Source organism: Sphingobium sp. (assembly GCF_003248505.1).
In the GTDB taxonomy this organism is placed as follows: Bacteria; Pseudomonadota; Alphaproteobacteria; order Sphingomonadales; family Sphingomonadaceae; genus Sphingobium.
Genome location: NZ_QFOA01000006.1, coordinates 72744 through 85874, shown reverse-complemented (window position 1 = coordinate 85874; position 13131 = coordinate 72744). Strand labels below are relative to the sequence as shown.

The 13131-nt window shown below is 65.3% G+C and carries 12 protein-coding genes; 6 read left to right on the top strand and 6 right to left on the bottom strand.

What is annotated here, in order from left to right; translation table 11 throughout:
* Position 1: 1 nt before the first annotated feature.
* Together mce and DI606_RS04605 are read right to left on the bottom strand one after the other, a co-directional pair.
* Positions 2–442 carry a methylmalonyl-CoA epimerase gene (gene mce / locus DI606_RS04610; protein WP_293980156.1) on the bottom strand — a complete coding sequence of 147 codons (441 nt, stop codon included), beginning with the start codon at positions 440–442 and terminating at the stop codon, positions 2–4.
* A gap of 12 nt (positions 443–454) precedes the next feature.
* Positions 455–1987, bottom strand: coding sequence for an acyl-CoA carboxylase subunit beta (locus DI606_RS04605; protein WP_293980155.1), 1533 nt, complete (start codon positions 1985–1987; stop codon positions 455–457).
* A gap of 114 nt (positions 1988–2101) precedes the next feature.
* Here DI606_RS04605 and DI606_RS04600 point away from each other — a divergent pair, with 114 nt between their 5' ends.
* Complete coding sequence (locus tag DI606_RS04600) at positions 2102–3517, top strand: short-chain fatty acyl-CoA regulator family protein (protein ID WP_293980154.1); 1416 nt, start codon at positions 2102–2104, stop codon at positions 3515–3517.
* A 65-nt stretch (positions 3518–3582) separates the two neighbouring features.
* Here the strand turns inward: DI606_RS04600 and DI606_RS04595 are convergent, their stop codons facing one another.
* Entirely contained in the window at positions 3583–3909 is a 327-nt protein-coding gene (locus DI606_RS04595) for a hypothetical protein (RefSeq protein WP_293980152.1), read from the bottom strand.
* Between the two features lie 131 nt (positions 3910–4040).
* Entirely contained in the window at positions 4041–4937 is an 897-nt protein-coding gene (locus tag DI606_RS04590; RefSeq protein WP_293980150.1) for a LysR family transcriptional regulator, read from the bottom strand.
* Between the two features lie 103 nt (positions 4938–5040).
* Between DI606_RS04590 and DI606_RS04585 the strand changes: the two genes are divergently transcribed.
* Together DI606_RS04585 and DI606_RS04580 are read left to right on the top strand one after the other, a co-directional pair.
* The gene (locus tag DI606_RS04585; protein ID WP_293980148.1) at positions 5041–5820 is read left to right on the top strand and encodes an SDR family NAD(P)-dependent oxidoreductase; all 780 of its coding nucleotides are present in this window, start codon (positions 5041–5043) and stop codon (positions 5818–5820) included.
* A gap of 58 nt (positions 5821–5878) precedes the next feature.
* The gene (locus tag DI606_RS04580; RefSeq protein ID WP_293980147.1) at positions 5879–6589 is read left to right on the top strand and encodes a 2OG-Fe dioxygenase family protein; all 711 of its coding nucleotides are present in this window, start codon (positions 5879–5881) and stop codon (positions 6587–6589) included.
* Positions 6590–6591: 2 nt separating this feature from the next.
* On the opposite strand, the gene rnr is transcribed toward DI606_RS04580, so the two are convergent.
* Both rnr and DI606_RS04570 read right to left on the bottom strand, forming a co-directional pair.
* Positions 6592–8892 carry a ribonuclease R gene (gene rnr / locus DI606_RS04575; protein WP_293980145.1) on the bottom strand — a complete coding sequence of 767 codons (2301 nt, stop codon included), beginning with the start codon at positions 8890–8892 and terminating at the stop codon, positions 6592–6594.
* Positions 8893–8964: 72 nt separating this feature from the next.
* Positions 8965–9618, bottom strand: a complete 654-nt coding sequence (locus DI606_RS04570; RefSeq protein WP_293980143.1) for an MOSC domain-containing protein — start codon at positions 9616–9618, stop codon at positions 8965–8967.
* Between the two features lie 109 nt (positions 9619–9727).
* Between DI606_RS04570 and DI606_RS04565 the strand changes: the two genes are divergently transcribed.
* From DI606_RS04565 to DI606_RS04555, 3 genes are read left to right on the top strand one after another with little or no spacing between them, the layout of a single operon-like run.
* The gene (locus DI606_RS04565) at positions 9728–10906 is read left to right on the top strand and encodes a glycosyltransferase family 1 protein (RefSeq protein WP_293980141.1); all 1179 of its coding nucleotides are present in this window, start codon (positions 9728–9730) and stop codon (positions 10904–10906) included.
* Positions 10907–10932: 26 nt separating this feature from the next.
* Positions 10933–12252: a replication-associated recombination protein A gene (locus DI606_RS04560; protein ID WP_293980139.1), complete on the top strand. Its 1320-nt coding sequence runs from the start codon at positions 10933–10935 to the stop codon at positions 12250–12252.
* Positions 12249–13121, top strand: a complete 873-nt coding sequence (locus DI606_RS04555; protein ID WP_293980137.1) for a hypothetical protein — start codon at positions 12249–12251, stop codon at positions 13119–13121. Before DI606_RS04560 ends, DI606_RS04555 begins: the two co-directional genes overlap by 4 nt.
* Positions 13122–13131 lie beyond the last annotated feature (10 nt).

Here is a 13131-nt window from a genome sequence, read left to right as displayed (position 1 = left end):
GTCAGTGCGCCCCGTCCTTCGGCGTTTCCATGATCTCGGTCAGCACCCCGTTCATGTCCTTGGGGTGGACGAAGAAGATCGGCGTGCCGTGCGCTCCGATGCGCGGTTCGCCCAGCACCTTCTTGCCCAGGCTTTCGAACCACGCCTTGGCGTCGTGGATGTCGGGCACCTCGTAGCACATATGGTGCTGGCCCCCGGCGGGGTTCTTGGCGATGAAGCCGTGGATCGGGCTGTTTTCGCCCAGCGGTTCGATCAGTTCGATCTGCGTGCCCGCAGTCCCGCCCTCGCCCGGCGTATCGACGAAGCACACCTTCACCCCCTGCACGGGCAGGTCGAACGGTTCATTGGCGATCGTCGCGCCCATCACGTCGCGATAATAAGCGAGGCTCGCTTCGAGCGACGGCGTGGCGATGCCGATATGGTTGAGGCGTCCGAGTTTCATGGTCATCGCCCCTTAAAGCGGAATATTGTCGTGCTTCTTCCACGGATTTTCGAGGCTCTTGTTCCTCAGTTTCCGCAGGCCGAGCGCGATGCGCTTGCGGGTCGAGTGCGGCTGGATCACCTCGTCGATGAAGCCCTTGCCCGCCGCGACGAAGGGGTTGGCGAAGCGGTCTTCATATTCCTTCGTCTTTTCCGCGATCTCTTCGGGCGTCTTGCCGCGGAAGATGATCTCCACCGCGCCCTTCGCGCCCATCACCGCGATCTCCGCGGTAGGCCAGGCGTAATTCAGGTCGCCGCGCAGATGCTTGGAGGACATGACGTCATAGGCGCCGCCATAGGCCTTGCGCGTAATGACGGTGATCTTGGGCACGGTCGCTTCGGCATAGGCGAACAGCAGCTTCGCGCCATGCTTGATAATGCCGTTCAGTTCCTGCTGCGTTCCCGGCAGGAAGCCCGGCACGTCGACGAAAGTGACGATCGGAATTTCGAACGCGTCGCAGAAGCGCACGAACCGCCCGGCCTTCTTGGACGAATTGATGTCGAGCACGCCGGCCAGCACCATCGGCTGGTTGGCGATGATGCCCACCGTCTTGCCCTCGATCCGACCGAACCCGCACAGGATGTTGCCCGCATGTGCCGGCTGCACTTCGAAGAAATCGCCCTCGTCCACCACCTTGCGGATGAGTTCGTGCATGTCGTAGGGCTGGTTCGCGTTGGCGGGGATCAGCGTGTCGAGGCTTTCCTCGACCCGGTCCCACGGGTCCGCGCTCGGTCGTTCGGGAACCGGTTCGCGGTTCGACGCAGGCAGGAAGTCGACGAAGTCGCGCACCGCCAGCAGCGCCTCGATATCGTTTTCGAACGCCACGTCCGCAACGCCCGACTTGGTCGTATGCGTCACCGCGCCGCCCAGTTCCTCCTGCGTCACGACTTCGTTGGTGACGGTCTTCACCACGTCCGGTCCGGTCACGAACATGAAGCTCGAATCCTTCACCATGAAGATGAAGTCGGTCATCGCGGGCGAGTAGACGGCGCCGCCCGCGCACGGCCCCATGATGACGCTGATCTGCGGCACCACGCCCGATGCCATCACGTTGCGCTGAAAGATTTCGGCATATCCGCCCAGTGACGCCACGCCTTCCTGGATGCGCGCGCCGCCGCTGTCGTTGAGGCCGATGACCGGTGCGCCGACCTTCATCGCCATGTCCATGATCTTGCAGATCTTCATCGCGTGCCGTTCCGACACCGCGCCGCCATAGACGGTGAAGTCCTGACTGAACACGAACACCAGCCGCCCGTTGACCGTGCCCGATCCGGTGACGACGCCGTCGCCCGGCACATGTTCGGCATCCATGCCGAAATCGACGCAATTATGCTCGACATACATGTCCAGCTCTTCGAAGCTGCCTTCGTCGAGCAGCACGTCCAGCCGCTCGCGGGCGGTCAGCTTGCCCTTGGCATGCTGCGCATCGATGCGGCGTTGTCCCCCGCCCATCCGCGCCGCTTCGCGCTTCGCTTCGAGCTGTTCGATGATCGCGAGTTTCGACATGGTCGCTTGGCTCTCCCAAAACTGTTGAGGCTGCTCATTTCAGTCTGCCACATTTTTCGCAAATGCAAATTTGCCAATTTGCAAATCTCAACTTCGCAAAATAGGGTGCGGAATATGGCACGCGGCAATCGAATCTTCGCAGGTCCCCGCCTGCGCCAGCTGCGCCTCGATCATCGCATGGATCAGGCGACGATGGCGCACGCGCTGGGCATATCCGTTTCCTATCTGTCGCAGCTGGAGAATGACGACCGCCCCCTTACCGCCAAGGTGAAGGCCGCGGTCGCCAGCGCCTTCCCCACCGACTGGGCGAGCTTCGACGCGCGCGAGGAGGAACAGCTGCTCGGCGCCTTCACCTACGCACTTGGCCACCCCGAACTGCCCGGCCCGCCCATGGAGCCCGAACGGATCGAGAAGCTGCACCTGCAATTCCCCGAATTCGCCGCACGCTATGTAGACCTCTACAACGCCCATATGCGCGCCAACGAGCGCATCAACATGATCGAGGAAGCGATCGGCAACGATCATGAGGTGCAGGCCCGCCTCCCCTGGGAGGCCGCGCGCGACTGGTTCCACGAAGCGGGCAATTACGTCCATGCACTCGACTGCCTGGCGGAGGAGATGGCGGAAAGCTTCACCCAGGGGCAGGTGCTGGACGAAGGGATGCTGGTCGAAGCGCTCGCCCGCCGCCACGGCATCGCGACGCTGATCGCCGAAACCCCCGACAGTGCCCTGCGCGCCTATCGCGCCGCCGACCGCCAGCTGTTCATCAACGCAGCGCTCCCCACCGAAAGCCGCAAGTTCATGCTCGCCCATCAGCTCATGATGCTGGAGGGGCAGGCGGTGATCGGCGACGTGGTGGGCAAGGCGGCGCTGCCCGTGCCCGGCGCGGACCGGCTGCTCGCCATCGGGCTCGGCAATTATGCCGCGGGCGCGCTGCTGATGCCCTATGCCCCCTTCCGCGAAGCCGCCCGCGCGATGCGCCACGATATCGACCGGCTCGCCCGCACCTTCGGTGTCAGTTTCGAACAGGCCTGCCATCGCCTGTCCACCCTGCAAAGGCCGGGACTGCGCGGCATTCCCTTTTTCTTCTGCCGCGTCGACATGGCGGGCAACATCACCAAGCGGCACAGCGCCACCCGCCTGCAATTCGCCCGCTTCGGCGGAGCCTGCCCGCTCTGGAACGTGCACGAAGCCGTCGCCGTCCCCGACCGCATCAACGTGCAACTCGGCGAAACGCCCGATGGCGTGCGCTATGTCTCGATGGCGAAGGGTCTGGTGAAACCGTCGGGCAGCTACAAGCGCACCCCGCGCCGCTTCGCCGTGGTGCTGGGCTGCGAGACGGCGCATGCGGCGAATTTCGTCTATGCCGACGGCCTGCAACTGGAAGTGGAGGGTGCCGCCACGCCCATCGGCATCACCTGCCGCCTCTGCCCCCGCCAAAGCTGCGACCAGCGCGCATTCCCCCCGGCGGACAGACCCATCCACGTCGACCCCGACAACCGCCAGATCGTGCCATATTGGATTGGGTGAGGGGGGAGAGATGGGTGGGTAGAGGACTGTCTGCTCTAACGCCGGATTTATTAGATAGCTGCCGTTCAGTCGGAAGGTTTTTCCTCACTAAAGACACCGTCGAACCAATACATTTTTGGATCGCGGAACCATGCCCGATTTGCCTCAGTTTCAAACTTAGCGAACTTGCGCATATCCAGACCATAGCGCTGAGCCAAGGCAAGAAACTGCCTCAAATCGTCTTCGTCTGGCCCCTTCTTTAAAGTGACCACCAGCCCTCTCGCACCGTCGCCCTTCACGCTTTCGACGCAAGAAATGCGTTCCAGCCATTCGAAGTAAGCTCGTTCGTCTGCAAGGTGATAAAAAATCACCTCAGTATCCATCTGCTCCAACGTAAGATTCTTGTCGCTCATCGCTTTACATAACCACGCACCAGTTATGCCTGCAATCGGGCACGCATTTCCCGAACGTGAAGGGCCGCAAATGGTCGTCAGTTACCCCACGCACCCGCACCACACCTGTGGCAACGGCGTGCACCTTCCCCTCACCCCTCCACCCGCATCTCCGCCTCCAGGAAATCCAGCAGCGCCCTGATCCGCGCCGCCGCCCGGTCCTCCGGCGCGTAGAGCGCGTGGATATCCTCGCCGTCGCCCGCGTCATATTGCGCGAGCACCTCGACCAATCGCCCGGCGCGCAGGTCCGACGCGACATGGAAGCGCCCGTGCCGCGCGATGCCGCATCCCGCCACCGCCATCTGCCGCACGACCTCGCCCGAATTGCCGAAGAAGCGCCCTTCGACAGGTCGATGGATCAGTTGCCCGTCGATCAGGAAGGGCCAGCTGTCCACCGACCGGCGGAAGCTGAAGCGCAGGCAGTCGTGCGCATCGAGCGCGTCGGGGCTGCCTGGCGTTCCCCGCCGCGCCAAATAGTCCGGGCTCGCCACCAGCACCATGCGGCTGCGTCCCAGCTTCTTCGCGCGCAACCGCGTGTCGCGCAGCGGGCCTATGCGGATGGCGATGTCCGCCCGTTCCTCGACCAGATCGACGATCGCGTCGGTCAGCGTCAGGTCGACGGTGATCGCGGGATAGGCGTCGGCAAAGCGCGGCAGCAACGGGATGAGACACTCCACGCCGAACGAAGGCGACGCGTTGACGCGCAATAACCCGCGCGGCCCCTGCGCCGCCTCCGTCAGCGCCGCTTCCAGATCGAACATGTCGCTCAGGATCGCGCGCATCCGGTCGCGATAGGCAAGCCCTTCGCGCGTCAGCGCCAGCGAACGGGTCGTCCGCCGGATGAGGGACACGCCCAGCCGCTTTTCCAGCCGCGCGACGGACCGGCTCACCGCCGACGGGGTCAGCCGCAACGTCCGCGCCGCGCGTGCAAAGCTGCCCTCGCTCGCCACGACCAGGAAATTCTCCACGTCCGCCAGATGGTTATTCATGCGCCGGATTCACTTCTGAAGTTCATTACGTCCCTCTAATCATCAATTTCACACATGCTATCTGTTGTCCACATCGCTGTCTCTTTATGAGGAAGGAAAGCCCATGGACCTCAAGCTCGCCGGCAAGACCGCCATCGTTACCGGCTCCACCGCCGGCATCGGCCTCGCCATCGCCCAGCGCCTGTCGCAGGAGGGCGTCGCCGTCACCGTCACCGGTCGCAACCGCGCCAAACTCGATGCGGCAGCGACCCAAATCGGCGGCGCGGTGAACCCGGTGCTGGCCGATCCTGCGACGGCGCAAGGGGCTGCCACGCTCATCGCGGCGGTCCCGGACACCGACATCCTCATCAATAATCTCGGTATCTACGAAGCGAAGGACTTCGCCCAGATCAGCGACGATGACTGGCATCGCCTGTTCGAAGTCAATGTCGTGAGCGGTGCGCGCCTCGCCCGCCATTATTTTCCCCGGATGCTGAAAGCCGATTGGGGCCGCATCCTCTTCATCGCCAGCGAAAGCGGCCTCCTGCCTCCGCCGGAAATGATCCACTACGGCATGACCAAGTCGGCCCAGCTTTCCATCTCGCGCGGCCTTGCCGAACAGACTCGCGGAACCGGCGTCACGGTGAACAGCGTCCTGCCCGGACCGACCCGGTCGGAGGGGATCGTCGACTTCATCCGCTCGGTCGTCGCCGACAAGGACGCGCCCGAGGCGGATCGGGAAGCGGAATTCTTCACCGCCCTGCGCCCGCTTTCGCTCATCGGGCGATTGATCGAAGCGGATGAGGTCGCCGCCATGGTCGCCTACCTCGCCAGCCCGCTTGCCGCCGCGACCAACGGCGCTGCGCTCCGGGTGGAAGGCGGCATCGTCCCCACCATCGCCTGATCCACCGTGGGGAAAGCGGCCCTGCCGTTCGTTTCTTCATCGGCATAAGGATGACGCGATGAACGACACGGACTGCCTTCCCCCCCTCCACCGGTCGCTGGCGATGGAGGGCTACGCCCGGATCGCGGGTCGCGACCTTCTGCGCCATCTTTCCATCGACGCCGGCGCGTGGCGTGCGCTGGCGTCAAGCTGGAACGACCTCGGTCCCGATCTCTACATGGCGGACGGTGGGCGCTATCGCCGCCGCCGCCATGCCGCTTTCGCGCTGGATCGGGGGCGCTTCGTCCGCAAGCCGCACCAGCCCCATTATCAAAGCCGGGATTATAACCGGCTGAACGGCGATGTGCAGCGCTGGTTCGATCCGGTGGCGGACGACACCGTCGCGCTGCCCGCGATGCAGGCGATTCTCGCCTTCTGCAACGCCGGTTTCCCAGCGTCCCCCTCCCGCCGACGCCATGTCGAAATGCACCAGTTCCGCATCGAGGCAAGCGCCGCCGAAAGCGGCCAGCCCACGCCCGAGGGAATGCACCGCGACGGCGTCGATCATGTGCTGGTGATGCTGATCGAGCGGCACAATGTGCGCGAGGGCGTCACACGCATCGGCGCGGCGAACGGGTCGCCGCTGGGCGAATTCACCCTCACCGATCCCGGCGACGCGATGCTGATCGACGACCGCCGCATCCTGCACGGCGTCACCGCGATACACCCGGTCGACCCGGCGCTCCCTGCCTGGCGCGACGCGCTGGTCGTCACGCTGGCGGCGGAATAGCGCTACCGTTTCTGCTTGCCGCGCTTCGATCCCATGTGCCGGATGTTTGCGGGACGCCCGCGCCGGGTACCGGGGCGCGTGCGGTCCCGCTTCATCGGCCCGCCGCGCGGCGCGGGACTGTCGGGCAGTTCGAAGCGGAGCGACCCGGTGACCGGATCGGCCTCCGCCAGCCGCAAATCCAGCCTTTGTCCGACCGTATAGCGATCCCCGCTCTCAACGCCCTGAAGCGCGCGTCCCGCCTCGTCGTAGAAGAAATGCTCCGCGCCCATGGTCGACACCGGCACCAGCCCGTCGCCCCCCAGCCCCTCGACCGTGGCGAAAAAGCCGAAATTCTGCACCCCGGTGATGCGAGCGGGCATGACCTCGCCGACATGCGCGGCGAGGTAGGCGGCGACATAGCGGTCGACCGTGTCGCGCTCGGCCTCCATCGCCCGACGCTCATGACCCGATATCATCTCGCCGACGCGGCCCATATTCTCGTAGTCGTCCTGGCTCAGCGCCGTTCGCTCGGGAATGTCCTTCCCCTTGGGCGCGGGAAGTTCGAGCCCGTAGGCCCCGACCAGCGCACGGTGTACCAGCAGGTCGGCATAGCGGCGTATGGGCGAAGTGAAATGCGCGTAACTGCCCAGCGCCAGCCCGAAATGCCCCATATTCTGTGGGCTATAATAGGCCTGGGTCTGGCTGCGCAGGATCATCTCCATGATCTGCGGCTTTTCCTCGGCATCCCCGACTTTTGCGATCAGTTGGTTGAAGGTCGACGGCTTCACCACCTGCCCCAGTGCGAACGCGATGTCGAAGGTCGCCAGATAGTCCTTCAGCGCCACCAGCTTGTCGCGACTGGGCGGTTCGTGGACCCGGTACATGACCGGGGACTTCTTCTGCTCCAGCGCCTTGGCCGCCGCGACGTTGGCGGCGATCATATAATCCTCGATCAGCATGTGCGCGTCGAGCCGTTCACGTACCGCGACGCTGACGATATGCCCTCTCTCGTCCAGCACCACGCGTCGTTCGGGCAAGTCGAGCGCCAGCGGATCGCGCGCCTGCCGCGCCTTGCGCAACAGCGCCCAGCAGGCCCAGAGCGGCCTCAGCGCCGGTTCGAGCAGATCGTTATCCTTTTGCCCGTCGATCGCCGCCTGCGCATCCTCATAAGCCAGCACCGCCGCCACCCGGATCACCGCGCGGGTAAAGCGCCATGCCGTCACCTTTCCCTCCGCGTTGACGGTCAGGTGGCACGCCATGGCCGCCCGATCCTGCCCCGCCCGCAGCGAGCACATGTCGGAGGACAGCTGATGCGGCAGCATCGGCACGACGAGGTCGGGGAAATAGACGCTGTTGCCTCGCTTGCGCGCTTCCTTGTCGAGCGCGCTGCCCGGCCTGACATAATAGCTGACATCGGCAATCGCGACGACAGCCTTGTAGCCGCCCGGATTGGCGGGATCGTCGTCGGGTGTTGCCCAGACGGCATCGTCATGATCGCGCGCATCGACCGGATCAATGGCGACGATGGGCAAATGGCGCAGATCCTCGCGCTTGTCCTCATGCAGGGGCAGGACGGACGCCTTCTCCGCCTCCTCCTCCGCCCGGTCGGGGAAGACATGGGGAATGCCATGCTTGTGGATCGCGATCAGACTGAAGCTGCGCGGTGCGAAGGGGTCGCCCAATATATCGGTCACCCGCGCCGAAATGCGCGGCGGGCGGCCATGCGGTTCGGCCAGCACCAGATCGCCCGGTTTCGCCTCGCCAACGTCACTGATCGGCGTATCCTTGCGGATGCGCTTGTCCACGGGGCGCAGCCACAATTTCCCGTCGGCCATCTCCTCCACCACGCCCAGCAATTCCTCGCTGGCCTTGGCGAGCTTTTTCATCGGATGCGCGATCCAGCCGCGCCCGGCCTCCTCGGTGCGAGCCAGGATACGGTCGCCGATAGTGAACGCGCCTTTTCTCCCCCGCTCGATCACGCGCAGGCGCGGCGCGGGCTGCCCTTCGGCCTCCCATTTCTCGGGCGTGGCGATCAGCGTCGTGTCGTCGACGTCGACGATCCGCAACACCGTGACCTTGGGTACGCCGCCCATCTTGTGGAAAGCGCGCGCCGGGCCGATGTCGATCAGCCCTTCGTCCGCCATATCCTTGAGCAACGCCTTGAGCGCGATCTTCTCCTGCCCCTTGAGCCCGAACGCCTTTCCGATTTCCCGCTTGCCTGCGGGCGTGTCGGATTCGGCGATGAAAGCGATGATCTGGTCGCGGGTCGGAAATCCGGCGGGCCGCACCCTGGCGGGCTTCCTGTGTTTTTGGGTCGATGCCATCTTTGTGGCTATAGGGACGCGCCGCGCCCGGCGCCAGTGGCATGGCGGCCCGGCACTCCTTCACCCGGCGCCTTAGATCGAAAGCTTGCGCGCCCGGTCGCGCCATATTTCGGCCAGCAGCTTCATATCGGCCAGCTGGCGCACAGCGTCGGGATCGTGCCGGTGCCCTCCGCCGATCAGCAGGCGGAAAAGGCGCGCCACGCTCCAGTCCGGCAAAGGCCTCTCCAGCAGTTCCATCCGCCCGCCCGCCTGCGCTTCCCCCTCGCGGACGACGCGAAAATAAACGCCGCAGCGCGCCGTCTTGATGATCGTCGCCATCACGTCACGCCCGCCGAACCGGTGGTCGAGCTTCCAGCAGGGCTGCCGCCCGTGGCTGACCTCGACGATGGCGGTGCCGAGCGAAAAGCGGTCGCCCAGGCAAATGTCTTCCTCGGTCATTCCCCGCGACGCCACATTCTCCCCGAAGGCGCCGGGAGCGGCGAGCAGCGGATCGCCGGGCCGCCGGTCGAGCCACCAGCCATAATGGTCCTGCGGATAAAGGTGGATCGCCTTGTCCCAGCCGCCATGATGGATGCGGTCGGCAACGGCATCGCCCGCAAAGCCATCCCATGCAATGCGGACCGGGCCTGCTACCGGCTGCTTGGCGATGGCGCTGTGATCCTTTCCGCGAAAGGGGCGCGGCATGCCCACCAGCAGGGCCTCGACACTCATGAAAGGGGTCGTCATGCGCTGCGCCATGCCATGTTCGTACAGGTGACGCGACGGCCTATTGCGTGCAAGTGGCGGCCTTCTTGCTTTCTTGGGTTTTACCCAATCCTGCGTTAAGGGGCGGCTGATGGATGTCACGGGTCTGCGGGTCGCGCTCTTCAGCGGCAATTACAACTATGTGCGCGATGGCGCGAACCAGGCGCTTAACCGCTTCGTGGGCTATCTGCTGAGCCAGGGCGCGGCGGTGCGCGTCTATTCGCCGACCGTCACCACTCCGGCCTTCGAACCGGCGGGCGATCTGGTAAGCGCGCCGTCCTTCGCCGTGCCGGGGCGCAAGGAATATCGCGTTCCTTACCGGCTGTCGGGGGCGCTCAGAAAGGACTTGCACGCCTTCACGCCCAATCTCGTCCATGTGTCGAGCCCCGACCCGCTGGGCCACCGCGCCGTCACTTGGGCTCGGGACAATAATCTGCCGACCGTCGCATCGGTCCACACGCGGTTCGAAACCTATCCGCGCTATTATGGCCTCGCCTTCCTCGAGCCGCTGGTCGAATCGATGCTGCGCCGTTTCTATCGCCGCTGCGACGCCATCGTCGCGCCGTCCGATTCGATGGCGCAATTGCTGCGCGACCAGCGGATGAGCTACGATGTCGGCATCTGGACGCGCGGCATCGACCGCGACATCTTCAACCCGGCTCGCCGCGACCTTGGCTGGCGGCAGGCACTCGGGATCGCGGACGACGTGCCGGTCATCGGGTTCATCGGTCGACTGGTGATGGAAAAGGGGCTGGACGTCTTTTCCGACACCATCGACCAACTCACCGCACGCGGCGTCCGGCACAAGGTGCTGGTGGTGGGGGAGGGCCCCGCCCGCCAGTGGTTTGAAAATCGCCTGCCGGACGCGGTATTCACCGGCTTTCAGAAAGGCCCCGACCTGGGCCGTGCCGTTGCCAGCATGGACATGCTCTTCAACCCGTCGGTCACCGAAACATTCGGCAACGTGACGCTGGAGGCGATGGCCTGCGGTCTGCCCACCGTTGCCGCGCGCGCGACCGGCAGCGAAAGCCTCGTGACGCAGGGCGTGACAGGCCGCCTAATCCGCCCCGGCGCGATCGGGGCCTTCGCCGATGCGCTTCAGGCCTATTGCACCGATGCCGGCGCCCGCGCCGACGCGGGCAGGGCCGCGCAGGCGCGCGCCGAACGCAACGGGTGGGATCAGGTCAACCAGGCGCTCGTCGATACCTATTTGCGTGTCATCCGTCAGCGCGCGCAGGGCCTTGCGCCCCGGTCCAGCCCTGTTCCCTGACCGCGCGCCATCCTATATCGCCAAAGATGCCTGATCTTTTCGCGCCCGACGAACCTCCCGGCACCGACGACGGCGCGGATACAGCGCCCCTCGCCGACCGCCTGCGCCCTCGCACGCTCGCCGATGTGGTCGGGCAGGAGCATCTGACCGGCCCGGACGGCGCGATCGGCAGGATGGTCGCGGCGGGGCGCCTGTCCTCGATCGTCTTCTGGGGACCGCCCGGTACCGGCAAGACGACGATCTCCCGCCTGCTCGCCGATGCCGTGGGGATGCGGTTCGAACCGATCTCCGCCGTCTTTTCCGGCGTCGCCGACCTCAAGAAGGTCTTCGCCGCTGCCAGGGACCATGCGCGGCGGGGGGAAAAGACCCTGCTCTTCGTGGATGAAATCCATCGCTTCAACCGCGCGCAGCAGGATAGTTTCCTGCCCTTCGTCGAAGACGGCACCGTCACGCTTGTCGGTGCGACGACCGAAAATCCCAGCTTCGAACTGAACGCAGCCCTGCTCTCCCGCGCGCAGGTGCTGATCCTGCGCCGCCTCGACGCCGCAGCGCTCGGCCTGCTGCTCGACCGCGCAGAGGCGCTGGTGCAGCGCCCCCTCCCCCTCGACCCCGCCGCGCGGGAAGCGTTGCTGGCGAGCGCGGACGGCGACGGGCGCTTTCTCCTCAACCAGGTCGAAACGCTCTATGCCATCGACATCGCCGATCCGCTCGACCCCGCCGGGCTGTCGGCGCTGCTTCATCGCCGGGTCGCGGTCTACGACAAGGATCGGGAGGGGCATTACAACCTCATCTCCGCGCTGCATAAGTCGTTGCGCGGGTCCGATCCGCAGGCGGCGCTCTATTATCTCGCGCGAATGCTGACGGCGGGCGAGGAGCCGCTCTACGTGCTGCGCCGCCTCGTCCGCTTCGCGACGGAGGACATCGGCCTCGCCGATCCGCAGGCGGTGGTGCAATGCCTCGCCGCCAAGGATGCCTATGAATTTCTCGGCTCTCCCGAAGGGGAACTGGCGATCGTGCAGGCGTGCCTCTATTGCGCGACCGCGCCCAAATCGAATGCCGCCTACGCAGCGATGAAGGCGTCGTTCCGTTCGGCGCGGGAAACCGGATCGTTGATGCCGCCGATGAATATCGTGAACGCGCCCACGAAGCTGATGAAGCAGGTCGGCTACGGCAAGGGCTATCGATATGACCACGATACCGAAGAAGGATTTTCGGGCGCGAACTATTGGCCGGACGAGATGACGCCGCAGACCTTCTACGCGCCGACCGACCGCGGTTACGAAGCGCGGGTGGCCGAACGCATCGCCTATTGGAACCGGCTGCGCGCCGAACGCCGGTCGGAGTGACGCCGCGATTCGACCATTTCGCCGTTATCGACTGGTCGGGCGAAGCGGTCGAGCATCCCAGGGGGCTGGCGCTCGCCATCGCCAAGCGCGACGACCGCGCACCTATACTGCTCCGCCCGGATCGCGGATGGACCCGGCAGGGGATCACCGACTGGCTCGGCGCCCACGCGCAGGCTCGCACGCGCCTGCTCATCGGCCTGGACCTCTCGCCCGCCTTCCCCTTCCTCGACCATGGCAGCTATTTCCCCGGATGGGACGAATCACCCGGCGATGCGAAGCGATTATGGGCGATGGTGGAGGCCATGGCCCAAAACGACCCGCATCTTTCGGTCGGCAGCTTGCTGAGCCATGCGGAGGTCAAGCGGCATTTCCGCCAGTTACGCGATTGCGGCGACCTGTTCCCTGTGGGCCGCGGTCGGCTGCGCGTGTGCGAAACCGGGCAGGCGGCGATGGGCCTGTCCCCCTATAGTTGCTTCAACCTCGTCGGAGCGGCGCAGGTAGGAAAATCGAGCCTTACCGGAATGCGCACGCTCCACCGGCTGCGGGGGAAGGTGCCCGTCTGGCCCTTCGACCCGGTGCCGGAGGTGGGGCCGCTGATCGTCGAAATCTACACCGCGCTCGCCGCCCGCGCCGCGCTTCTGCCGAAGGGCCGGTCGAAGATGCGAGATGGGGTTTCGCTCGACACCGCCCTCGCAGCCTTCGGCAGCGTACCGCACAGCCCGCTTCCCCGCTATGACGACCATTCCACGGACGCGATCCTGACCACGGCGTGGCTGCGCCATGTCGCCGACGATCCTGCCTTGTGGAATCCTCCTGCGCTGACGCGACAGATTGCGTGCACGGAGGGCTGGACCTTTGGCGTGATCTGATAGTAAGGGG

Bases quoted from the DNA above. Each gene is read 5' to 3' on its own strand.
- mce (WP_293980156.1), bottom strand. From the start codon at position 442: ATGAAACTCGGACGCCTCAACCATATCGGCATCGCCACGCCGTCGCTC.
- DI606_RS04595 (WP_293980152.1), bottom strand. From the start codon at position 3,909: ATGAGCGACAAGAATCTTACGTTGGAGCAGATGGATACTGAGGTGATT.
- DI606_RS04580 (WP_293980147.1), top strand. From the start codon at position 5,879: ATGAACGACACGGACTGCCTTCCCCCCCTCCACCGGTCGCTGGCGATG.
- DI606_RS04600 (WP_293980154.1), top strand. From the start codon at position 2,102: ATGGCACGCGGCAATCGAATCTTCGCAGGTCCCCGCCTGCGCCAGCTG.
- DI606_RS04605 (WP_293980155.1), bottom strand. From the start codon at position 1,987: ATGTCGAAACTCGCGATCATCGAACAGCTCGAAGCGAAGCGCGAAGCG.
- DI606_RS04570 (WP_293980143.1), bottom strand. From the start codon at position 9,618: ATGACGACCCCTTTCATGAGTGTCGAGGCCCTGCTGGTGGGCATGCCG.
- DI606_RS04560 (WP_293980139.1), top strand. From the start codon at position 10,933: ATGCCTGATCTTTTCGCGCCCGACGAACCTCCCGGCACCGACGACGGC.
- rnr (WP_293980145.1), bottom strand. From the start codon at position 8,892: ATGGCATCGACCCAAAAACACAGGAAGCCCGCCAGGGTGCGGCCCGCC.
- DI606_RS04590 (WP_293980150.1), bottom strand. From the start codon at position 4,937: ATGAATAACCATCTGGCGGACGTGGAGAATTTCCTGGTCGTGGCGAGC.
- DI606_RS04565 (WP_293980141.1), top strand. From the start codon at position 9,728: ATGGATGTCACGGGTCTGCGGGTCGCGCTCTTCAGCGGCAATTACAAC.
- DI606_RS04585 (WP_293980148.1), top strand. From the start codon at position 5,041: ATGGACCTCAAGCTCGCCGGCAAGACCGCCATCGTTACCGGCTCCACC.